Annotated in this window: 18 protein-coding genes; 17 read left to right on the top strand and 1 reads right to left on the bottom strand. The window is 75.3% G+C overall.

Going from position 1 to position 22,322, the window contains the following annotated elements; translation table 11 throughout:
* Nucleotides 1-3 precede the first annotated feature (3 nt).
* On the bottom strand, nt 4-2,679 hold the full coding sequence (locus tag ACQP2F_RS19030) for a LuxR C-terminal-related transcriptional regulator (RefSeq protein ID WP_433305792.1): 2,676 nt from the start codon (nt 2,677-2,679) through the stop codon (nt 4-6).
* Nucleotides 2,680-3,147: 468 nt separating this feature from the next.
* On the opposite strand from ACQP2F_RS19030, the gene ACQP2F_RS19025 reads away from it, so the two are divergent.
* The 17 genes from ACQP2F_RS19025 to ACQP2F_RS18945 all read left to right on the top strand — a co-directional run bounded on the left by ACQP2F_RS19025 (nt 3,148) and on the right by ACQP2F_RS18945 (nt 22,320).
* Nucleotides 3,148-3,411 carry a hypothetical protein gene (locus ACQP2F_RS19025; protein ID WP_433305790.1) on the top strand — a complete coding sequence of 88 codons (264 nt, stop codon included), beginning with the start codon at nt 3,148-3,150 and terminating at the stop codon, nt 3,409-3,411.
* 371 nt (nt 3,412-3,782) lie between these two features.
* Complete coding sequence (locus ACQP2F_RS19020; protein WP_433305788.1) at nt 3,783-5,072, top strand: phage tail sheath family protein; 1,290 nt, start codon at nt 3,783-3,785, stop codon at nt 5,070-5,072.
* Nucleotides 5,073-5,082: 10 nt separating this feature from the next.
* Nucleotides 5,083-5,637, top strand: a complete 555-nt coding sequence (locus tag ACQP2F_RS19015) for a phage tail protein (RefSeq protein WP_433305786.1) — start codon at nt 5,083-5,085, stop codon at nt 5,635-5,637.
* Between the two features lie 3 nt (nt 5,638-5,640).
* Nucleotides 5,641-6,336 carry a hypothetical protein gene (locus ACQP2F_RS19010; protein ID WP_433305785.1) on the top strand — a complete coding sequence of 232 codons (696 nt, stop codon included), beginning with the start codon at nt 5,641-5,643 and terminating at the stop codon, nt 6,334-6,336.
* Between the two features lies 1 nt (nt 6,337).
* Nucleotides 6,338-7,339, top strand: coding sequence for a hypothetical protein (locus tag ACQP2F_RS19005; RefSeq protein WP_433305783.1), 1,002 nt, complete (start codon nt 6,338-6,340; stop codon nt 7,337-7,339).
* Complete coding sequence (locus ACQP2F_RS19000) at nt 7,336-8,517, top strand: DUF4255 domain-containing protein (RefSeq protein ID WP_433305781.1); 1,182 nt, start codon at nt 7,336-7,338, stop codon at nt 8,515-8,517. Before ACQP2F_RS19005 ends, ACQP2F_RS19000 begins: the two co-directional genes overlap by 4 nt.
* Nucleotides 8,514-10,550 carry an ATP-binding protein gene (locus ACQP2F_RS18995; protein ID WP_433305779.1) on the top strand — a complete coding sequence of 679 codons (2,037 nt, stop codon included), beginning with the start codon at nt 8,514-8,516 and terminating at the stop codon, nt 10,548-10,550. Before ACQP2F_RS19000 ends, ACQP2F_RS18995 begins: the two co-directional genes overlap by 4 nt.
* Nucleotides 10,547-10,834 carry a hypothetical protein gene (locus ACQP2F_RS18990; RefSeq protein ID WP_433305777.1) on the top strand — a complete coding sequence of 96 codons (288 nt, stop codon included), beginning with the start codon at nt 10,547-10,549 and terminating at the stop codon, nt 10,832-10,834. Before ACQP2F_RS18995 ends, ACQP2F_RS18990 begins: the two co-directional genes overlap by 4 nt.
* Nucleotides 10,831-11,496: a hypothetical protein gene (locus ACQP2F_RS18985; protein ID WP_433305775.1), complete on the top strand. Its 666-nt coding sequence runs from the start codon at nt 10,831-10,833 to the stop codon at nt 11,494-11,496. Before ACQP2F_RS18990 ends, ACQP2F_RS18985 begins: the two co-directional genes overlap by 4 nt.
* Nucleotides 11,493-11,819, top strand: coding sequence for a hypothetical protein (locus ACQP2F_RS18980; protein ID WP_433305773.1), 327 nt, complete (start codon nt 11,493-11,495; stop codon nt 11,817-11,819). Before ACQP2F_RS18985 ends, ACQP2F_RS18980 begins: the two co-directional genes overlap by 4 nt.
* Nucleotides 11,812-12,957: a hypothetical protein gene (locus ACQP2F_RS18975; RefSeq protein WP_433305771.1), complete on the top strand. Its 1,146-nt coding sequence runs from the start codon at nt 11,812-11,814 to the stop codon at nt 12,955-12,957. The genes ACQP2F_RS18980 and ACQP2F_RS18975 overlap by 8 nt, the downstream gene beginning before the upstream one ends.
* Entirely contained in the window at nt 12,954-13,463 is a 510-nt protein-coding gene (locus ACQP2F_RS18970) for a phage baseplate assembly protein V (RefSeq protein ID WP_433305770.1), read from the top strand. Before ACQP2F_RS18975 ends, ACQP2F_RS18970 begins: the two co-directional genes overlap by 4 nt.
* Entirely contained in the window at nt 13,463-13,819 is a 357-nt protein-coding gene (locus tag ACQP2F_RS18965) for a hypothetical protein (RefSeq protein WP_433305768.1), read from the top strand. Before ACQP2F_RS18970 ends, ACQP2F_RS18965 begins: the two co-directional genes overlap by 1 nt.
* 5 nt (nt 13,820-13,824) lie before the next feature.
* Nucleotides 13,825-14,181, top strand: a complete 357-nt coding sequence (locus ACQP2F_RS18960) for a GPW/gp25 family protein (protein WP_433305766.1) — start codon at nt 13,825-13,827, stop codon at nt 14,179-14,181.
* Nucleotides 14,178-16,757 (top strand): putative baseplate assembly protein, encoded by a 2,580-nt coding sequence (locus ACQP2F_RS18955; protein ID WP_433305765.1) that lies wholly within the window; start codon nt 14,178-14,180, stop codon nt 16,755-16,757. Before ACQP2F_RS18960 ends, ACQP2F_RS18955 begins: the two co-directional genes overlap by 4 nt.
* A complete protein-coding gene (locus ACQP2F_RS18950) occupies nt 16,754-20,203 on the top strand; it encodes a putative baseplate assembly protein (RefSeq protein ID WP_433305763.1) in 3,450 nt (1,149 codons plus the stop codon). The genes ACQP2F_RS18955 and ACQP2F_RS18950 overlap by 4 nt, the downstream gene beginning before the upstream one ends.
* The gene (locus tag ACQP2F_RS18945) at nt 20,200-22,320 is read left to right on the top strand and encodes a hypothetical protein (RefSeq protein WP_433305761.1); all 2,121 of its coding nucleotides are present in this window, start codon (nt 20,200-20,202) and stop codon (nt 22,318-22,320) included. The genes ACQP2F_RS18950 and ACQP2F_RS18945 overlap by 4 nt, the downstream gene beginning before the upstream one ends.
* Nucleotides 22,321-22,322 lie beyond the last annotated feature (2 nt).

The raw sequence follows: 22,322 nt of genomic DNA, 5'->3' as shown, positions 1-22,322 counted from the left end.
CGGCTAGCGGGCGTCCAGGTCGGTGGGATTCGCGGCCAGATAGCGCACCAGCTGCGTGCGCGACCGCACTCCCAGCTTCTGGTAGATGTGGCTCAGATGGGCCTCCACCGTCTTGCGGGAGAGGAACAACGCCGTCGCCGCCTCCGGGTTGGACAGGCCGCGGTAGACCGCGCCCGCCACGGCCCGCTCCTGGTGGGTGAGCCGCGGCGGCGGGGCGGGCGGGACGGTCTCGCCGGTGGCGGCCAGTTCGGCGGCCGCGCGGGCGGTCCACGGCTCGGCCCCGACGGCCGTGAACGCGTCCAGTGCCGCCCGCAACGGTGTCCGCGCGTCGGTGCGGCGCCGGGCCCGGCGGAGCGCCTCGCCCCAGCAGAGCCGGGTTCGCGCGAACTCGAACGGCATCGACGGCGGGTGCAGGGACGCCGCCTCCGCGAATCGGCGGTCGATCTCGTCGCCGTCGGCCAGCATTCCGTGGCAGCGGGCCGCCACTCCCCTCGACCACGGCGGATCGTCCGCGGTCAGGGTGGCCTCCAGGCGGGCGAGGCGGTCACGCGCCTCGGTGAGCAGACCCGAGCGGGCCAGGGCCTCGACCAGGTCGCCGCGGTAGGGCACGGCCGCTTCGGGACACATGCGCGCGGTGGTCGCGGCGGCGTCGGCTTCGAGCAGATGGCGTACGGCCTCCGGATGCTCGCCGAGACCGAGATGCAGAAGCCCGGCGGCCGCCGGGAGCTGGACGCGGGCGCGGTCGGGCCAGGAGCGCTCGGGCGGCAGGCGGCGCAGCAGGTGGGCGTGTCCGTCGCGGCGGCCGCGCAGCGCCTCCAGGCGGGCCGCCACGGCCAGGGCCTGGGCCAGGGCCATCGACTGGCCCAGGTCGGCGGAGATGCGGGCGGCCTCGGCGGCGTGCGCGTCCGCCCGCGGCCAGTCGCCGGTCCACAGCTCCAGCTCGGCCAGGCCGGCCAGGCACCAGCCCAGCGGGCGGGCGCCCTCGCGGGACCAGTCGAGCGCCACGGCGGCGGTCAGGTGGCCGTGAGCCGCGGGCAGGTCGCCGAGCCAGATCTCGCCGACGCCGAGCAGGGTCAGCAGCTCGGGCGGGGCCGGATCGGGCGGCGGCTCGGCGCGGACGGTGGCGATCAGGGTGGCGGCCTCGCCCGGCGCGCCCCGGCGCAGCAGCAGGTGGGCGAGCGTCACCCGGGCGGCGAACAGGGCCGCGGAATCGCCGCTGCGCTCGGCCAGCACGAGGGCCGCGCGGGCGTCGCAGGCGGCCAGATCGAGCCAGCCGGCCAGGACGGCGGCGGTCGCGGCGCCGGAGCGGCGGACGGCGGCCTCGGCCCGGCCGGCGGCGGCGCGGGTGGCACGGGTCAGCGCCTCGTACGCGGCGGTGGGGTTGCCCTGCCACAGCTCCACGCGGCCACGTTCGACGTCGATCTCGCCGCGCAGGGCCGCGCTCGCGGTCTCGGCCGACGCCTGCGCCAGCCACAGCAGCGCGGCCGGGAGCCGGCCCGCGGAGACCGCGTCCCGGGCCGCCTGCAGCAGCCGGCGGGCGCGCTCCTCGGGGTCGGCGGTGAGGCGCGCGGCCTGCGACATCGCCCGCGCCGCCGCCGAGCGCTCGCCGCGATGCCGGGCCGCGTCGGCCACCTGGTCGAGCAGCCGGGTGGTCGCCTGATCGGGCCCGCTGGCCGCGGCCGCGAGGTGCCAGACGCGCAGCTCCTCCAGGTGCGGCTCGTCGATCACCCCGGCCAGGGCGCGGTGGGCGGTGCGGCGCAGCAGCGCGGGCGCCGTGTAGTAGACCACCGATCGGGTGACCGGATGGTCGAACTCGACGCGGCCGGCCATCACCTGGACGAGGCCACGCTTTTCGGCGTCGCGCAGATGTTCGCGATCAACCCCGAGGGCGCGCAGGGCGCCGACGACATGCTCCTGATCCGGCCGTACGGAAGTGGCCGCCACCGCCAGGGCGAGCCGGCACGGCTCGGGCAGTCCCTGGAGTCGCCGGCGGTAGGCGTGCCGCAGGCCGGGGCCGGCCGGCAACGGATCGGGCAGCGGGTCGCGGCCCGACCACTGCCCGTCCGGCAGCAGGGCGGTGAGCTCGCGCAGCGCCAGCGGGTGACCGCGCGTGCCCCGCAGCAGGGCGTCGGCCACACTCGGCGCCGGCGGCACCCCGTCGCCGCGCGAGCCGAGCAGGCTTCGCGCCGCGTCCGGATCGAGGCCCGGGACGCGCAGCCGCTGGACGGGCAGGCCGGACAGGGCGGCGGCCAGGACGTCGGGCACGGCGCCGGGCAGGGCGCCGGGCAGGGCGCCAGGCACGGAGCCGGGTAGGGCGTCGGGTAGGGCCGAGGCGAGCACGATCGCGACCGGCCAGGCCGCCACCCGGCCCGCGATCTGCCGCAGGACCGCGACCGAGCTCGGCTGGAGCAGGTCGGCGTCGTCGACGACGACCAGGACCGGGCGGCGCCGGGCGAGGTCGGGCACGGCCCCGAGCCCGGAGTCGCCGACCAGCGTCATGCCGGCGCCGGCGCGCACCGCGTACCGCAGCAGTGCCGTTTTGCCGATGCCCGGCTCGCCGTGGATCAGGACGGCGCCACCGGTGCCGGCCCGGGCCGCCGTGAGCAGGCCGTCGAGCACCCTCCGCTCGGCTGCCCGGCCGAGCAGATCGTCGCCGTTGTGCGTGGTTGACGGCCTCATCGACATCGTCCCGTCTGTGCGACGGTGCCGCTGTGACCGCATCATGGGCGGGTTGCGGGCGGCAAGCGGAAAGCCGACAGGCCAGGGAATCCGAGGGAGTTCCCGGAAGCGGGCCCCGGCCGCGGCGGGCTGGGATCGGAGCCGGTGACGCCTGCTGACGAAGGAGCGAGCCGATGCCGGTATCTCCGACATATCCCGGTGTGTACATCGAGGAACTGCCCAGTGCGGTCCGCACGATCATCGGCGTTCCGACGGCGGTGGCCGCCTTCGTGGGGCCGGCGCTGCGCGGCCCGGTGAACAAAGCACGCGAGATCACGAGCTGGGCGGATTTCGAGCGCGACTTCGGGGGGCTGTGGAAGAAGAGCCCGATGTCGTACGCCGTAGCGCAGTACTACGACAACGGCGGCACCACGGCGGTGATCGTGCGCGTCGCGACGCCCGAGCCGCCGGCCGACGACGGTGGGGGCGGTGGCGGAGCAGGCGGCGCCGGCGGGGCCGGTGGCGGTGCGGGTGGAGCTGGCGGTGCCGGTGGCGGCGCTGGTGGAGCTGGCGGTGCCGGTGGCGGCGCTGGTGGAGCCGGTGGCGGCGCTGGCGGGGCCGGTGGCGGCGCTGGCGGGGCCGGTGGCGGGGCGGGTGGAGCTGGCGGCGGGCCCGGTGGAGCTGGCGGAGCCGGTGGCGGCGCGGGCGGTGCCGGCGGTGGAGGTCTGGCGCCCGGGGCGGCAGCTCCAGTGAACCCCGCCAAAGCAGCCAAGATTTCGCTACCCGCCCAGGCGCAGGACGACGGCGGCGACGCCGGTGGTGGAGGCGGTGCCGGCGGTGATGGCGGCGCAGGTGGTGGCGCAGGCGGCGCGGGCGGTGGCGCAGGCGGCGCAGGTGGTGGCGCGGGCGGCGCAGGCGGCGCAGGCGGCGGGGGCGCTGCCGGTGGCGGCGCAGGTGCTGCCGGTGGTGGCGCAGGTGCTGCCGGTGGTGGCGCAGGTGCTGCCGGTGGTGGCGCAGGTGCTGCCGGTGGTGGCGCAGGCGGCGGGGGCGCTGCCGGTGGTGGCGCGGGTGCTGGTGGTGGCGCGGGTGCTGCCGGTGGTGGCGCGGCGGACGACTCAGGGACGGTGCTCAGCGCGGCGAGCGTCGGCAGCTGGGGCGACAAACTGCGGGTGCGGGTCGAGCATGTCCTGCCGGCCGGCGGCGACAACGACAAGCTGTGGAATCTCACGATCCGCGACACCGGCACCGGGACGCAGGAACGCTACCTCGGCATCAGCACCGAGGCCGACTCCGACCGGACCCTGGAGAAGGTGCTGCGCCGGTCGGCGCTGGTCAGGTACACCGGCCCCAATCCGGCCGAGCGGCCGGCCAAGAACGCCGACCCCCGTGCGGACTCGCCCAACGAGGACATGCTCGCCGGCGACCAGTTCGACGAGGATGACAACCCGCGCTACTACGTGCCCGCGGACGGGAACCTCGGCGACGACGGCAGCGCGGTCGACGCGACCACCCTGCGCGGCAGCGAGGTCGCCAAGAGCGGCATCTACGCGCTGCTCGACGCGGACATCTTCACGATCCTCTGCCTGCCGCCGACCGAGTGGGGCAAGAGCCAGGACGCGGGTGTGATCACGGCGGCCGGCACGCTGTGCTTCCAGCGCCGGTCGATGCTGCTGCTCGACCCGCCGACGACCTGGACCGACGTCACCGCGGTGGCGACCGACCTGACCACGACCACGGGACCGTTCGCGCTCGGCGACACGGCCCGCAACGCCGCCGTCTACTTCCCGAACGTGCGCATCCCCGATCCGCTCGACCCGCAGGGCGACCTGCGCGAGTTCCCGCCGTGCGGGGTCATCGCCGGGCTGTGGGCGCGGACCGACGCCGAGCGCGGCGTGTGGAAGGCCCCGGCCGGAACCGACGCCGGGCTGCGGGGCGTCGCCGAGCTCGCGGTGACGATGACCGACGGCGACAACGGGCGGCTCAACCCGTTCGCGGTGAACTGCCTGCGGTCGTTCCCGGTCTACGGCACGCTCAGCTGGGGCGCCCGGACCCGGGTCGGCGCCGACCGGCTCGCCGACCAGTGGAAGTACGTGCCCGTACGGCGGCTCGCCCTGTTCATCGAGGAGAGCCTGTTCCGCGGCACCAAGTGGGTCGTCTTCGAGCCGAACGGCGAGACCCTGTGGTCGTCGATCCGGCTCAACGTCGGCGCGTTCATGAACGGCCTGTTCCAGAAGGGCGCCTTCGCCGGCACCACGGCCAACGAGGCGTACCTGGTCGTCTGCGACAAGACCAACAACCCGCAGAACACGATCGACCAGGGCATCGTGAACATCCGCGTCGGCTTCGCCCCGTTGAAACCGGCCGAGTTCGTCATCATCCAGATCCAGCAGCTCGCTGGCGACATCGCGGTTTGAGAGGCCGGACATGCCCGAGTTCGTGGTCAACAGCGCGCACCGCCTGGACCCGTACCGCAACTTCAAGTTCCGGGTGCGGTTCGGCACCGGCACCGACTACGTCGCCGGGGTGAGCAAGATCAGCGCACTCACCCGTACGACCGAGGTGTCGAGTCATCGCAGTGGCGGCGACTTCAGCTCCAGCCGCAAGGCGCCCGGCCGCACCGAGTACGCGGCCGTCACGCTGGAGCGCGGGGTCACGTTCGACGCCGAGTTCGAGCGGTGGGCCAACAAGGTCTGGAACTACAAGAACGCGCAGGCGGGCGCCACCGACCGGACCAAGGAGGTCTCGCTCGCCGACTTCCGCAAGGACATCACCATCGTGGTGTTCAACGAGGCCGGCCAGCCCGTCGTCGGCTACCTGCTCTACCGCTGCTGGGTCTCGGAGTTCCAGGCGATGGGCGAGCTCGACGCGAACGCCAACGCGGTCCTCATCCAGCACCTCAAGATCGAGAACGAGGGCTGGGTCCGCGACACCTCCATTGTGGAGACCGAGGAGCCGTCGTTCACCGATCCGGTGGCGTGACCCGTGCGCGCGCCGTCCGACCGTGACCTGCTCGACGCCTGGGACCGGGGCGCCGCGGGCGGTTCCCCGTTCCGCGGGCTGGCGCTGCTGCGGCTCGCCCGCCCGGCGTGGCCGGAGGAGCGGCTGGCCGCGACCGGTCTCGGCGAGCGGGACGACGCGCTGCTGGAGATGCACCGTGGGTGGCTGGGACCGGCCCTGGACTGCATGGCCGAATGCCCCGGATGCGGCGAGGCGATCGAGTTCGCGGTGCCGGTCGACGCGGTGCGGGCGGCGGCGGTCGACGAGCATCCGGTCCTGGAGGCGGACGGTCGGACCCTGCGGCTGCGCATGCCGAGCACGGCCGACGCGATCGCGGCCGCCGGCCAGGGCCCGGGCGCCGCTCGCCGGGAACTGGTCCGGCGCTGCCTGCTCGACCAGCCGGTGGAGCTCTCCGACGAGCTGGTCGAGGCGGCCGCCGCGCGCCTGGCAGAGGCCGACCCCCGCGCCGACGTACGCCTGGTGCTGACCTGCCCGGAGTGCCGGCACGGCTGGCGGCCGGCGCTGGACGTCGTGGCCTACCTGTGGGCGGAGCTCGAGGCCGCGCTGCAGCGGGTGCTGCTGGAGGTGCATCGGCTCGCCTCGGCGTACGGCTGGACCGAGGCCGAGGTGCTGGCGGTGCCGGCCGGGCGGCGGCGGTTCTATCTGGAGGCGGTGGGCTGACGTGGACTTCCTCGATCGTGCCGTCGCCGGGACCGTCGTGCCCGAGGTCCGGCCCCGCCCGCGGTCGTTGTTCGACTCGTGCGGCGCCGGGCCGGAACCGGAGTGGGAGCGCGTCGAAGAGCTCGAACCGGCCGACCCGGGCGACGGCGGCCGACGCCCGGCGGCCTCGGGACGGCCGCCGGTGACCGCCACCGAGGGCAGCGAGGGCATCGAGGGCCGGGCGCGGCCGGGCGGTGCGGCACGGCGTGGCCCGGCCGGCCCTGAGGTGGTCGGTGCGGGCTCGGCCGGAAGCGCCGGCCCGGGAAAGGCACCTGTCCGGAGGACACAAGGGAATGCGAGGCGGGGCCCGGCCGCGACTGTGGGCGTGGATCCGGAGGCGGGCGACTCGATCGCCACCGAGCACGGCGACTTCCCGAGAAGGGAAGCGGGCGCCGAGGGAGACGCGATCGTGCGGGAAAGCGTTGTCCTGGAGGCCGGGGCGACCACAGTCCGGGCGGTTGTGGCGGTTCCGGGGAAGCACGCCGCCGACCTGAGGAGCGACGCCGTTCCGCGCGGCGAGCCATCGATCCGTCCCCCGCGGCCGCCGGCCCAGGCGGCCGGCGCCGCCGGCACGGCCGGCGCCGCCCGGGCGAGCTCGCACCGCGACCACCGCACGCCGGGACCGGCCCGGTCGCCCAGCGGCGAGACGGCCGGGCACGACGAGCGGCCCGCCGGGCATGCCGGCTTCGCCCCGCACGAGCCGGCCGCGATCGCCTTTCCCGGCGCGGCTCGGGTCCGATCGGAGCAGTCGCGACGCCGGGGCGCGCCGGCCGCCGAGCCGTCCCCGGCCGGGGACGGCCTTCCCGGCGTACCGCCGAGGGAGACCGTCGTGCACGTCTCCATCGGCCGCATCGAGGTGCGGGCCGAGCGTCCGGCGAAGCCGACCCCGGCCACGCGACCCCGGCCACCGGCCCCGGCCGGCCTCGACGAATACCTGCGGCGCCGGGACGAGGCGCGACGATGAGCAACACGAAGGCGCTCTCCGCGGTCACCTCGGCGCTGCAGTGGCTGCTGCAGCGCGGCGCGATCCCGAAGGTGACCACGCTGCCGCCGGACGCGGCCCACAAGGACAACGCGGTGCCGCGGGTGAACCTCTTCCTGTTCCAGTCGCGCCTCAACGCCGCCTGGGTGAACGGGGAATACCCGGGTGCGGCGCTCGGCGGCGAGGCGGCTCCCGCGCCCCTGCCGCTGGTGCTCAGCTATCTGGTCACGGCGCTCGGCGGCACCACGCCCGCGCAGGACACCGAGATGCTGGCCGAGGCGATGCTGCTGCTGCACGACAACGCGATCCTGTCGCCGGCCGAGATCCAGTCGGCGCTGGCCGGCAGCGACTTCGCGACACAGATCGAGAAGGTGCGGATCACGCCGCAGCCGCTGCCGGTCGACGAGATCTCGAAGCTGTGGATGGTCTTCCAGGCGCCGTACCGGCTGTCGGTCGCGTACGAGGTGAGCGTCGTCCTGCTGCGCAGCCGCATCCCGGCCGGCGCTCCCCTGCCCGTGCTGCGCCGCGGCTCCGACGACCGGGGCCCGGTCGCCGCCGCCGACGCCACCCTGCCCTTCGTCCGGTCGGCCGAGGCCGCCGGCGGCCGCAACGTGGCGGTCGCCGGCGACCGCATCGTGGTGCGCGGGGACGCCCTGCCGGCGCCGGCGACGCTGCGGCTGGAGCATCCGCTCGCCGACCCGGTCGAGCTGCCCGCCACGGCCGCGGACGACGGCCTGACCGCGACGCTGCCGCCGGCCGGCCCGGCCGCCCTCGCGGCCGGGGTCTGGTCGCTCACCGTCCTGCTGCCCCGGCCCGGCGGCGCGCCCGACGGCCCCGGCAACGTGGTCCCGCTGGCCGTCGCGCCGGTCATCACGCTCACCAGTCAGCAGGTGGTCACCGTGGACGGCGCCGCCACCATCGGCCTAACCGTCGCTCCCCCGCTGCTGGCCGGGCAGCGGGTCGCGCTGCTGCTCGGCGACCGGGTCCTGCCGGTTCCGGTGCCGCTGGGCACGGCGTCGGTGTCGGTGACCGTGCCGGACGCGCCGCTGGGCAGCCACACCGTACGGTTGCGCGTCGACCTGACCGACACCTTCTGGTACACCCGGACGACTCCGCCGGCCGTGGACCCGGCCCAGGTCGTGACGGTGGTGGCGCCGTGACCGACGAGCACGACTGGGAACGCGACAACGCCCGCTATCTGTCGGCGGCGTTCGCCTGGCTGCGTCTGCGGCTGGAGCGGTGCGCGGCCGAGGCGAGACCGGCCGAGGCGCCGCCCGCGCCGCCGCCCGCCGAGCCGGCGCGGCTGCGTCGCCGCCCCCGGCCGAGCCTGCCGGCCGCCCCGGCGGCCACGACGACGACGGAGAAGCCGGCCGATGTGGACGCCGCCCGGGCCGCGATGGACGAGGCGGCCGCCGTCACGCCGCCGCCGGCGCTGGTGGCGCTGGCCGAGACGCTGCACCTGAGCGGGTTCGAACGGGACCTGCTGCTGCTGTGCGCGGCCTACGAGCTCGATCCGGCCGTGCCCGGGCTGTGCGCGGAGGTCCAGGGCGGCCCGGTCCACCCGACGTTCGGGCTGGCGCTCAACGCGTTCGACGAGCCGCACTGGGACGCGGTGTCGCCGCAGCGCGGCCTGCGCTACTGGCGCCTGATCGAGCCGCACCCGTCGAACGGGCTGATCGCCGCGCCGCTGCGGATCGACGAGCGGATCCTGCACCACATCAAGGGTCTGACCTACCTGGACGAGCGCCTCCAGGCCGTGGTCGTGCCGGTGCTGCCGGACCCGTGGACCGCGTTCCTGCCCGGCTCGCAGCTGGACGCGGCGAACCGGGTCGTCGACCGCTGGCGCTCCGGTGAGACGTCCGGGCCGCCGCTGGTTCAGCTGCTGGGCGCGAGCCGGGCGACCCGGCAGCTGGTGGCCGGGCACGCCGCCGCCACGCTCGGCCTGCTGCTGCACCGGCTGCCCGCGGCCGCGCCGGCGGTGTCGGGGCCGGACGCCGACCTGCTGGCCCGGCTGTGGCGGCGTGAGTCGCTGCTGCTGCCGGTCGCGCTCTACGTGGACGCCGGCGAGGAGGCCGCCGACGCGCCCGCGACCGCCCGGTTCCTCGCCCGGCTGGAGGGCTGCGTCGTCTGCCTCTCCGCCCGCACGCCGGCATCCGGCCTCGACCAGCCGGCCGCCACGGTCGAGATCCCGGCACCGACCGCGGCCGAGCAGCACGACGCCTGGACGCACGCGCTCGGGCCGGGCGAGCCGGAGACCGCCGACCTGCTCGCCGGCCACTTCCTGCTCGACACCGCCGAGATCAACGAGCTGGTGCTGGCGTACGGCGCGGACCGTGACGCGTTGTGGGGCGGTTGCCTGATCGCCTCCCGGCACGGGCTGGACGGGCTGGCCGAGCGGCTCGACCCCCGCGCCGGCTGGGACGACCTGGTGCTGCCGGCCGACGAGATGCGGCTGCTGCGGCGGATCGCCGACCAGGTGGGCCGCCGCCGCCAGGTCTACGACACCTGGGGCTTCGCCCGGCAGACCGACCGTGGGCTGGGCATCAGCGCGCTGTTCGCCGGGCCGAGCGGCACCGGCAAGACGTTCGCGGCCGAGGTCCTCGCGCACGAGCTCGGCCTGAACCTCTACCGGATCGACCTGTCGGCGGTGGTGAACAAATACATCGGCGAGACCGAGAAGAACCTGCGGCGGCTGTTCGACGCGGCCGAGGGCGGGGGCTCGATCCTGTTCTTCGACGAGGCGGATGCCCTGTTCGGCAAGCGCAGCGAGGTCACGGACGCCCACGACCGGTACGCGAACGTGGAGACCGGCTATCTGCTCCAGCGCATGGAGGCGTACCGCGGGCTCGCCGTCCTCTCGACCAACTCCCGCTCGTCGCTGGACAGCGCGTTCGAGCGCCGCCTGCGGTTCGTGGTGACGTTCCGGCAGCCGGAGGTGGCCGAGCGGCGGGCGCTGTGGCAGCGGGCGTTCCCGGCCGCGGCCGAGGTCGAGCCGCTGCCCCTGGACCGGCTCGCCGCCCTGCCGATGACCGGCGGCATCATCCGCAACGTGGCGGTCAACGCAGCGTTCGCGGCGGCCGCCGACGGCGGCCCGATCACCGTCGCCCACGTGCTGGACGCGACCCGCGTCGAGTTCCGCAAGCTGGACCTCCCGGTGCACGAGCGCGACTTCGCCTGGGCGGTGAGCGCATGAGGTACACCGTCCACATCGACCGCCTGGTGCTGCACGACCTCGGCCTGTCCGGCGCCGAGCTGGCCGGGCTGGCCGGCCGGATCGAGGCCGAGCTGGCCGCGCGGTGGTCCGCCGCGCCCCCCGCGGCCCGGCCGGGGCCCGGTTCCGCCGCGCCCCCCGCAGCCCGGCCGGGGGCCGGTTCCGCGGCGGCGTCCGCCGGTGACGGTGACGGCGCCGGCACCGTGGCCGGTTCGATCGCCCGGGCGGTGGCCGGCCGGATGCCCGGCCCGGGTGGGACGCCATGACCACGCCGATGTCGCCGCGTCTTGTCCGGGGAGGGTTCGCCCAGGTGCAGCCGTCCACCGGGCGGGTGCTGCGGGTGATCCCGTTCCAGTACAACGCCGACAGCGTGACCCGCACCCTGACGCCGCGCGGCGCCGGGACCGAAGGCGGCGACCGGTTGGAGGCGCTGCGGCTGGCCGGTCCGCCGCAGGAGACGATCCGCTGCGACGTCGAGCTGGACGCCACCGACTTCCTGGAGTTCCCCGACCAGAACGCGGGCGTGGCCGAGAACGGGCTGCACGCCGCGCTGGCCCTGATCGAGCTGCTGGTCTCGCCCCGCTCGCAGGACCTGGTCGCGGAGAACGCCATGGCCATGGCCGGGACCATCGAGATCGCCCCGGCCGAGGCCCCGCTGACCGTGCTGGTCCTCGGCCGCAACCGGGTGCTGCCGGTGCGGATCACCGAGCTGAGCGTGGCCGAGGAGGGCTTCGACACCGCCCTGAACCCGATCCGGGCCCGGTTGAGCCTGTCGATGCGGACGCTGACCGTCGACGACCTCGGCTACGCGCACCGGGGCGGCCTGCTGTCGCTGGCCCGGCTGCGGCAGGCGGAACGGTTCGCCGCGAGCGTGCCGGGCGCGACGCTCGGCGCGCTGGGCCTGAGCGCTATCGAGGGGGGCGCATGATTCCGGTGACCAGCCGCTACTACGGCATCGAGGTGACCACCGCGGTCCTGCCGGACGGCCGGGAGGTGCCGTGCCTGCGGCGCCGCTTCCCACCCGACCCGGCCACGCTCGCTCCGATCGGCGTTCACCCGGTCGCGCCGGGCGAGGTGAACCGCCCCGACCTGATCGCGGCGGCCGTGCTCGGCGACCCCGAGCAGTCCTGGCGGCTCGCCGACGCCAACGGCGCCATGCGCCCGGCCGAGCTCACCACCGAGGCCGGCCGCGTCCTCCGGATCACCCAGCCCGAGGGCCTGCCCGGCACGCGGGGGGTGCTCGGTGGCTGACTCGATCACGCTCACCCTGCTCATCGGCAAGGTGATCCCGACGCCGGCGCCGCCCGAGCTGATCGACGCGCTGCAGTCGGTGCAGGTCACCACCGCGGTCGGCCGGACCAGCGGCTTCCAGCTGACGTTCGCGGCCGGGCGCCGGTCGCTGATCAACCGGGTGCTGCTGCCGGCCGGCTACTTCGACCCGCCGACCCGGGTGGTGCTGGTGGCGGTGGTCAAGGGAACCCCGCACGTGCTCTCCGACGGGATCATCACCCAGCACCAGGTCGCGCCCTCGACCACGCCCGGCTCCGGAACGCTCACCGTCACCGGCGAGGACCTCACCGCGCTGATGAACCTCGCCACCCAGTGGGCGTGCTTCCCGGCCATGGGCCCGGCCGCCCGGGTCGCCAGGATCTGCGCCAAGTACGCGGTCTACGGGATCGCGCCGATCGTCATCCCTCCGCTGCAGGAGGAGGTGCGCAGCCCGGAGGACAAGATCTTCCTGCAGTCCGCCACCGACCTGGCCTACGTGCAGGGGCTCGCGGCCGAGGCCGGCTACGTGTTCTACCTGGACCCCGGGCCGGTGCCGCTGACCAGCCGCGCCTACTGGGGCCCGGAGGTGCGCATCGGCCTCCCACAGCCGCCACTGAACGTCGACATGGGCCCGGACACCAACGTGGAGAGCCTCAGCTTCGGCTTCGACGGGCAGTCGGCGACCCAGTTCTCGATCCAGATCACCGAGCCCAACACCAAGATCACGGTCTCGGTCCCCGTACCGGACATCTCGGTGTTGCGGCCGCCGCTCGCGGCCCGCCCGGCGCCCGCGCTGAGGCAGCAGCCCCTGCCCGACACCAGCAAGCTCAGCGCCGTGCAGGCGGCGCTGCTCGGGGCCGGGCAGACCGCGCAGCTGTCCGACGCCGTCACCGGGCAGGGAACGCTCGACGTGCTGCGGTACGGGCAGGTGCTGAAGGCGCGCGGGCTGGTCTGGGTGCGCGGCGCCGGCCTGGCCTACGACGGCCTCTACTACGTCACCAGCGTCACCAGCGACCTCAAGCGCGGCCAGTACAAGCAGAGCTTCAGCCTCGGCCGCGGCGGCCTGGTGTCGGTCCCGCCGGCCACGATCCCCCGATCTCTCCTGCAGGAGGCGCGATGAACGTCGAGACGACCGGAAAGCTGGCCGGCCGCTACCGGGCCAAGGTGGAGAACCCGGTCGACCCGCAGAAGCGCGAGCGGCTGATGGTCTCGGTGCCGGACGTGCTCGGCGACGACCCGTGCATCTGGGCCGAGTCGACCTCCGGGATCGGGGCGCACGCGCTGCCGCTCAAGGGCGACTGGGTGTGGGTCGAGTTCGAGGGCGGCGACATCAACTACGCCACCTGGAGCGGCACCTGGCGCAGCCGGTCGGAGGATCTGCCCGAGCCGGCCCGGTCGGCGCCCCCGGCGTACCCCCCGGTCGTCCTGGAGACCCGCAGCGAGCACCACCGGCTGGTCCTCTCCGACCAGCCCGGCGAGAAGGGCGGCATCCTGCTGCGGCACTCCTCGGGCGCCTCGATCACGATCAACAGCAACGGGATCACGCTCGACAACGGCAAGGGCGCCAAGATCACGCTGAACGGCAAGACGGTGGCGATCAACGACGACGGCCTCAAGGTGACGTGATGACCGGCTACCTGGTCACCTCCGGAACCAGCGCCAAGTGCCCGCACTCGGCGGCGGTCTCGATCAGCGCCGGCCAGAGCCGGGTGACCGTCGCCGGCAACGACGTGGCCGTCAGCTCGGGCTCGCTGACGGTCAGCGCCTGCCAGTTCAAGGTGCCGGTGCCGGGCGGGACCAAGCCGCAGCCGTGCACGACCGTGACGTGGAACCTCACCGGCTCCCGGGTGACGGTCGACGGCAAGAAACCGCTGCTGCTTCCGCAGCCCGGCACCGGGCCGGCGATCTGCAAGAGCGCCGACGGCATCCCGGCCGGTCCCCCGCCGACGTCACCCAGCCAGCAGCGCGTCCAGGGAGCGTGACGGCGATGGACATCGACTTCCCCTACCGGGTCGGCGCGAACGGCCGCACCGCCGTGACCGGCGTCGCCGACCACGTCCGCGACATGCTGGAGCAGCTGCTGTTCACCCGGCCGGGCGAGCGGGTCAACCGGCCCGACTTCGGCTGCGGGCTGCTCGACCTGGTCTTCGAGCCGACCAGCTCGGAGCTGGCGGCGGTGGTCCAGGCGACCACCCAGGCGGCGATCCAGCGCTGGCTCGGCGACGTGCTGAGCGCCGAGGACGTCGAGGTGTCCAGTGTGGATTCGACGTTGACGGTGCGCATCGCGTACCGGCTGCTCGCCACCGGGGAACGCCGCGAGGAGACGATGGCGGTGACACCGTGACGCTCGCCTGCGGCGACGACCGGCGGCGGGTGGACGCGCGCCGGGCGCACCGCAACGGCATCGACTACGTCGAGGTCGACGACACCCAGGTCCGCCTGACCGTCGTCTTCCTCGGCAAGGCGCCGGCGCGGCTGACCCGCGCCGACTTCCGCGTCGAGGGCGGCGCGCGCGTCCGCGGCATCCGGGTGGTGGCCGTGCGTCCCTGTGTCGCGATCGATCCCGACCTGGACGACCAGGTCTTCGTCTACGTCGACCGGCCCGGCGACCATTCGGCGTACACCCTGGTCGTGGGTCCGCTCGACGGCTTCGACCCGCGCTGTTCCCGCGCCCGGTTCTCGTTCAAGCAGGGCTGCCCGGCCGACACCGACTGCGCCGCCGAGCCGGACTGCCCGCCTCCCGTCCATCCGGTTCCCGCCCTCAGCTACCTCGCGAAGGACTACGCCGGCTTCCGGCAGCTCATGCTCGACCGGCTGGCGGTGCTCACGCCGGACTGGACCGAGCGGCACGCCGCCGACCTGATGATCACGCTGGTCGAGCTGCTCGCGTACGCCGGCGACGACCTGAGCTACCACCAGGACGCGGTGGCGGCCGAGGCCTATCTGGACACCGCCCGCAAGCGGGTCTCGGTCCGCCGGCACGCCCGCCTGGTCGACTACCTGATGCACGACGGCTGCAACGCCCGCGCCTGGGTCTGCGTCACCGTCTCGGCGCCGGTCACGCTCGAGGGCTTCGTGGTCAGCGCCGGAACCGAGGTCTTCTCGCCGGTCACCGCGCCGCGCGCGCTGCGGCCCGAGCGCAACGAGATGGCGATCTGGACGTGGGGCGACCGGGACTGCTGCCTGCCCGTCGGCACGACCGGCGCCACCCTCGCCGGCGACGACCTCGGCCTGGCGGCCGGCGACGTGCTGATCCTCGAGGAGGTGCGCAGCCCGGAGACCGGGGTGGCGGCCGACGCCGACCCGGCCCACCGTCAGGCCGTACGCCTGCTGAGCGTCGCCGAGCCGGCCACCGACCCGCTCTACGGCCGCACGGTCGTCGACGTGACCTGGGGCGAGGACGACGCCCTGCGCTTCCCGCTCCCGGTCGCCGACCGCAGCGGCGCCGCCCTCGGCGTCGCCCGCGGCAACGTCGTTCTCGTCGAGCACCGCGGCCCCGCCGTGACCGTGCCGGTGCCGGCCGATCGGCGTCTGACGCAGCACCCGATCACCCGCCGCACGCCTTTCCCCGACCCGGTCGAGGTGGGCCGCGCCCAGGCCGCCGTGCTCGACACCATCCCCGGCCGGGCCGAGGAGCGCCTGGCCGCGCTGGCCGCGCTCGACCGCACCCTGGAGGCCGGCGAGCTCGCCGAGCTGACCGTCCTCTTCGGCGTCGGCGCGATCCAGGACGCCCGGCTCGGCGACGACCAGCGGGCCGGGCTCGGCCGCCTCCAGGACCGCTTCGAGCGGCTGCTGGCCGGGAAGATCGGGCGCCTCGCCACCCTCGCCCGGCGGGCCCGCGGCGGCGAGCCGCTCGAGGCCGACCTCGCCTGGGAGACGGCGCAGAGCTGGGGCGAGCCGTACGGGGAAGGGCTCGACCCGGCCGACCCGGCGCTGGCCGGTCCGGCCGCCGGCGCCACGCGGCAGGACCCCCGCGCCGCCCTGCCCGACCTCACCGTGACCGATGGGACCGGCGCGGTCTGGACGCCGGCGCGCGACCTGCTGGCCGCCGGGCCGGACACCTACGCCGTGGTGGGTGAGCTCGACGAGGACGACCGGACCGGCCTCCGCTTCGGCGACGGCGACAGCGGCGCCCGGCCCGCCGGCGAGCTGCGCGCCGAGCTGCGGCTGGGCAACGGAACCGCCGGCAACGTCGGCGCCGGGGCGATCGACGCCATCGTCGCCGACGGCGACCCGGCCGGGATCGTGTCGGTGCGCAATCCGCTCGCCGCCGAGGGCGGCACCGATCCGGAGACCGTGGCGGCGGTCCGCGAGCTGGCGCCCGGCAACGCGCGGCGGCGGCTGCTCCGCGCCGTCACCGCCGCCGACTACGCCCGCCTCGCCGGCGACGTGCCCGGCGTGTCCCGGGCGGCGGCCGACCTGCGCTGGACCGGCGACGGGTTGCAGGCGCGGGTGGCGGTCGACCCGGCCGGTGCCGACACCGCGAGCCCGGCGCTGCTGGGCCGGGTCCGGGACCGCCTCTACCCGTACCGCCGGATCGGGCACGACCTGGCCGTGGTCCCGGCGACGCTGGTGCCGATCGTGGTCGGGGTGGCGGTCTGCGTCGACGACCAGCACCTGGCCGCGCACGTCCGCGCCGATCTGCTGCGCGTGCTCGGCCCCCGCGGACTGTTCCACCCCGATCGCCTCACCTTCGGCACCCCGGTGCGGGTCAGCGCGGTCGTGGCGGCCGCGGCGGCGGTGCCGGGCGTGCTCACCGCGTCGGTGACGACCCTGCGCCGGCTGTACGGCGGCCCCGGCGCCGACGCCCTCGACCGGGGCGTCCTCGCGTTCGGGCCGCTGGAGATCCCGCAGCTCGGCGACGACCCGGACCGGCCCGATGAGGGCCGCCTCGTGCTGACCATCGGAGGCGGGCGATGAGTTGTCCCTGCGGCTGCCGCGCGCCCGCGCACCCGATCACGATCGTCAACCGGCCTGGGCTGGAGGTCATCGCGTACCGGATCGGCACGCACGGCGAGTTCCTGCACGCCATGCTGGCCCGCCTCGGCCGGGATCCGCTCGCCGGCCTCACCGTCCGCGGCGGCGACGACCTCTCGGTCGCGCTGCTCGACTGCTGGGCGTCGGTCGCCGACGTGCTGACGTTCTACCAGCAGCGGATCGCCCCCGAGGGCTATCTGCGGACGGCCACCGAGCAGCAGTCGCTGCAGTGGCTCGGCCGGCTCGTCGGCTACCGGCCGCGGCCGGGCATCTCCTCCTCGACCTACCTCTCGTACACCCTGGAACCGGGCGCGGACCCGGCCGCCGACACCGCCGTCACCATCCCGCGCGGCGCCCGCGCCAACTCGGTGCCCGGACCGGGCGAGCTGCCGCAGGCGTTCGAGACCGCCGCCGACCTTCCGGCGCGGCTGTCGTTCAACGCGCTGACCGTGGCCACCACGCGGCCGATCCTGATCACCCCGCAGAACGCGCCGCACCTGACCGGGATCTGGGTGACCGGCCTCAATCCGCCCGTCCGGCCGGCCGACTGGCTGATCGTCGTGGTCACCACCCCGCCGGTCGTGTCGACGCACGGCAACGAGGGTGCCGGCGAGCAGCTCACCCCGCTGCAGGTGCGGTCGGTCCGGCCCGAACCGCCGGTGGACGCCACCGAGATCCGCATCGTCCAGCCCGAGACCCCGGCGGCCACGCCGGCCCTGGACGCGCTGCGCCGGGTCGTGGACACGGCCCGGGCCGACCCGATCGTCCGCCGCAAGGCCGCCGGCCGCGACGACCGGCGGCTGCTGGCCCCGATCCAGGACTACCTGACCGATCCCGCGGGCGCCGACCACGACGCCGCCCGCGCGGCCGTGGAGCATCTGCGTGAAGCCCACGCCCAGGCCGTTCAGCGCGGCTACCGCGACATCGCCCGGTGGCTGGAGCCGGTCGCGGCCGCCCTCGCCCTCCCGTCCCGCGCGGACCGCAGCGACCTGGCCCAGGCCGTCGACGAGGTCACCGGCCCGCTCGCCGCCCCGCCCGCACGGCCGCCGGCCGGGCCCCGGGCGCTGGACCGGCCCACGCGTACGCTGTTCGGCGCCTCGTCCGGGCTGGTCACCCGCCTGCTCGAGACGCTGCGTCCGGAGCTCGGCGGCGTCGCGGCCGCGCTCGCCGGCACCCCGGCGCCGGAGACCCCGCTCCGGCAGATCCATGCCCTGACCACCACCGCGCCCGTCTTCGGCGCCACCGCGCCGCCGCGCCAGTTCGTCGACGAGAAGGGCCGCGTCGGCAGCGCCTCGGACTGGCCGCTCGCCGGCAGCACGTGGTTCGACATCCAGGCAACCTACGACGACGGTGTGCCGATCCGGTGGGTGATCACGGTCGCGACCGGGGGCCGGACCTGGACCCAGGCCGGCACCAACGACGAGAACTTCCCGATCGAGATGATCATCGGGCCGGCCTCGGTGTGGGTGAACGCTCTGAACGGGAACGGCTACTCGTTCTCGTTCACGCTGGGCGCGATCGCCCGCATGGTCACCCTGAACACGACCGTCGACGAAACGGTCCAGGTCGACCTGCTCGTCGGCGACGACAGCGGCTCGGTCGTCGTGCACGAGGACACGGTGAACACGACCGTCGACGGCGATGCCCTGGTCGCCCAGCGGATGCCGCGCGTGGACATGCTGCTCGAGACCGTACGCGCCATCGACGTCCTGCCCGGCGTGAACCCGTTCGAGCTGATCCTCGACCACGTCGTGCCCGGCATCGTGCCCGGCGACCCGGTGCTCGTGCGCCGGCCCCGGCGGCAGCAGCCGCTGATCGCCGCGCGGATCGTCGAGTCCGCGCCGACCGCGGTCAACGAATACGGCATGGCCCGTGACGCCACCCGGCTGGTGCTCGACCACCGGTGGCTCGACCCGCAGGACCTCTTCCTCGGCGACGTCCGGGACACGAGCGTGCACCTCGCCACCGACACGCTGACCCTGGCCGAGGAGCCGGTGCCGCCCGCGGCGGGCGAGTCCGAGGCGACGCTCGGCGGCGACGTCATCGAGCTGACCACGCTCGTCGACGGCCTCGAGCCGGGGCGCTGGCTGGTCGTCTCGGGCGAGCGGATGGACCTGCCCGGCGTGACCTCGTCCGAGCTGGTCATGCTGGCCGACGCGACCGTCACCGGGCCCACCGGCGGCAACCCGCTCGCCCGGCTGCACACCACCCTGCACCTGGCCGGCCCGCTCGGGCACCGCTACCGGCTGGCCACGGCCCGGGTCCTGGCCAACATCGTGCCCGCCACCAACGGCGAGACCGTGGCGCAGGTCCTCGGCAGCGGCGACGCCGAACAGCCCGGGCAGACGTTCACGCTCAGCCGGTCGCCGCTGACCTGGCTGCCCGACCCCGACCCGCGCGGCGCCGCGTCCACGCTGGCCGTGCGGGTCGACGGCGTGGCCGCGAGCGAGGCCGACGACTTCGTCGACGCCGGCCCGGCCGACCGGGTCTTCGTCAGCGGCACCGGGGCCGACGGGCGCACCTCGGTCACCTTCGGGGACGGCGTGCGCGGGGCCCGGCTGCCCACCGGCGTGGAGAACGTCTCGGCCACGTACCGGGTCGGCACCGGCAGCCCCGGCAACCTCGGCCCGGACCGGATCACGCAGCTGGCCACCCGCCCGCTCGGGGTGTCGGCGGTGACCAACCCGATCCCGGCGACCGGCGGCGCGGACGCCGACGACGCCACCGCGATGCGGCGCAACGTTCCGCTCGGCGTGCTCGCCCTCGACCGCCTCGTCTCGATCACCGACTACGCCGACTTCACCCGGGCCCGCGCGGGCATCGCGAAGGCGTCCGCGGTCCGGCTCACCGACGGCGACCGGCAGGTGGTGCACGTGACGGTGGCGGCGATCGGGGACGCGCCGATCGACAGCGGGTCCACCTTGCTCACCACCCTGCGGGCCGCGCTCACCGAGAACGGCGACACCGGTCTGCCGGTACGCGTCGAGCCGCGACACCTGACCCTGCTGGTGATCAGTGCGGGGGTGCGGGTGCTGCCCGCGTACGACTGGAACCTCGTCGAGCCCGCGGTCCGCGCCGCGCTGCTCGCCCGGTTCGCCTTCGCCCGCCGGGAGCTGGGCCAGCCCGCGTACGCCGGCGAGGTGCTCGCCTGCGCCCAGGCCGTGCCCGGCGTCGACTACGTCGATCTGGACGTGTTCCAGGGCATCGCCGAGCTCGACGGCGCCGCCCTGACCGGCCTGGCCGCCCGGCTGACGCCGCCGCCGCGGCCGGTGGTGCCGGCGGCGACGGCCCGCTTCGACCGGGCCACCGGCGAGATCCGCCCGGCCGAGCTGGCCGTGCTGTCCCCGGCCGTACCCGACACGCTGATCCTCAGGGAGATCCGGTCATGACCAGCCCCGACCTCTATGCGCTGCTGCCGGCCGTGCATCGGCTGCGCGACGACCGTGGCGAGCTGGCGGCGCTGCTCGGGATCGTCGCCGAGCAGGCCGGCCTGCTGCGCGCGGACATCGAGGTCCTGTACGCGAACTGGTTCATCGAGACCTGCGCCGACTGGGTCGTGCCGTACCTGGGCGACCTGGTCGGCTACCGGATGCCGCCGCTGCCGGCCGAGGCGCTCTCCGGCCCGGCCGGCCGGCGGCTGCTGCGGGCGCTCGCCCCGCGCCGCGAGGTCGCCGACACCGTCGCCAACCGCCGCCGCAAGGGCACACTCGCGCAGCTGGAGGAGATGGCGGCCGACGTCACCGGCTGGTACGCCCGCGCGGTCGAGGCCCGCCCGCAGCTGATCCACTGCCAGCCGCTGCGGCTGTTCCCCGGCGACCCGGCCGGCGCGTTGCCCGACCTGCGCGACGGCGGCGCGCTCGACCGGATCGGCGGCGGCTTCGACGCGATCACCCGGCTGCCGGACGTCCGCGCCGCCGGTCATCGCGACGTGCCGCACGCCGGCGTCTTCGTCTGGCCCCTCAAGCCGTACGCGGTCGATCGGGCCCCTGCCTACTGCCTCGACGGCTCCCGCCACCTGTTCACCTTCAACGCCCTCGGCAGCGACACCGCCCTGGTGACCCGGCCGGTCCGGGAGGTCGCCGCGACCCACATCGCCGAGGAGGAGAACGTGCCCGGGTTCATCACCCGCCGCGCGCTCGCCGACCGGGCCGCCGAGTACTACGGTCCCGGCCGCAGTCTCTGCGTCTGGCGCTCGGACAAGGACGGCGTGCTCACCCCGGTCGGGCTCGGCGAGATCGTCGCCGCCGACCTGCACGGCTGGGCCTACCGGCCACGGCGCGGGCAGGTCGCGGTCGATCCCGAGCTCGGCCGCATCGCGTTCCCGGCCCGGCAGGCGCCCCGCTACGGCGCGGTGGTCACCTACCACTACGCGTTCTCCGACGACGTCGGCGGCGGCAGCTATCACCGGGACCTGCCGGCCGCCGGCTACCGCTACGGGGTGGGCGGCGAGGAGCAGCTCCAGACCATCAGCGATGCGGTCGGCCGATGGCGTACGGACAAGGAAGCCCACCCCGAACGCCGGCACGCGGTCATCGAGATCGTCGACAACCGGGTCTACACCGAGCAGAAGCTGGAGCTGCCCCTCGATCCCGGCGACGATTTGACGTTGCGGGCGGCCGACCGGAAACGGCCGATCCTGCGCCTGCTCGACTGGCACAGCAGCCGGGTCGACGCGCTGCGCATCATCGGTCCGGCGCTGGAGGACGGCACCGAGGGCGCCCGGTTCACCCTGGACGGCCTGCTGGTCGCCGGCCGCGGGGTGCTGGTCACCGGTCGCATCCGGCACGCCGGGCTGCGCCACTGCACGCTCGTGCCGGGCTGGGACATCGACCGGCACTGCGAGCCGGTGCAGGGCGGCGAGCCCAGCCTGCTGCTGGAGAACACCACCGCCCGGCTGACCGTCGAGCGCAGCATCCTCGGCCCGATCCTGGTCGACGTCAACGAGATCGACGACGACCCGCTTCCGGTACGCCTGCGGGACAGCGTCGTCGACGGCACCCGCCCCGACGTCCTGGCCGTCTCGGCGCCGGACGGCCGGGCCGCCCACGTCCGGCTCGACGTGCGCCGCTGCACGGTCCTGGGCCGGGTCCGGGCCCGCTCGGCCGAGCTGCTCGAGAACTCGATCGTCACCGGCAAGGTGCTGATCTCGCGCCGCGGCGAGGGCTGCGTCCGGTTCTGCTGGATCCCGCCCGGCTCCCGCACGCCCCGCCGCTACCACTGCCAGCCCGACCTCGCGCTCGCCACCGTGCCGCCGTCGGCCGGGCGGCGGGCCCGGCTGGTGGTGTCCCGGCTGACGCCGCGCTTCGACGCCGTCCGCTACGGCACGCCGGGCTACTGCCGGCTCGCGCCCAGCGGCGCCGAGCAGGTCGTGCGCGGCGCCGACGACCAGTCCGAGATGGGCGTCTTCCACGACCTGTTCACCCCGTGGCGGCTCGCCGGCCTGCGCGCCCGCCTCGACGAGTACCTGCCCGCCGGGAGCCTTCCCGTGCTCGAGATCATCACCTGAGA

It is taken from the genome of Actinoplanes sp. CA-030573, from assembly GCF_050951115.1.
Taxonomy (GTDB): Bacteria; Actinomycetota; Actinomycetes; order Mycobacteriales; family Micromonosporaceae; genus Actinoplanes.
This window is presented reverse-complemented; position numbering and strand designations above follow the sequence as displayed.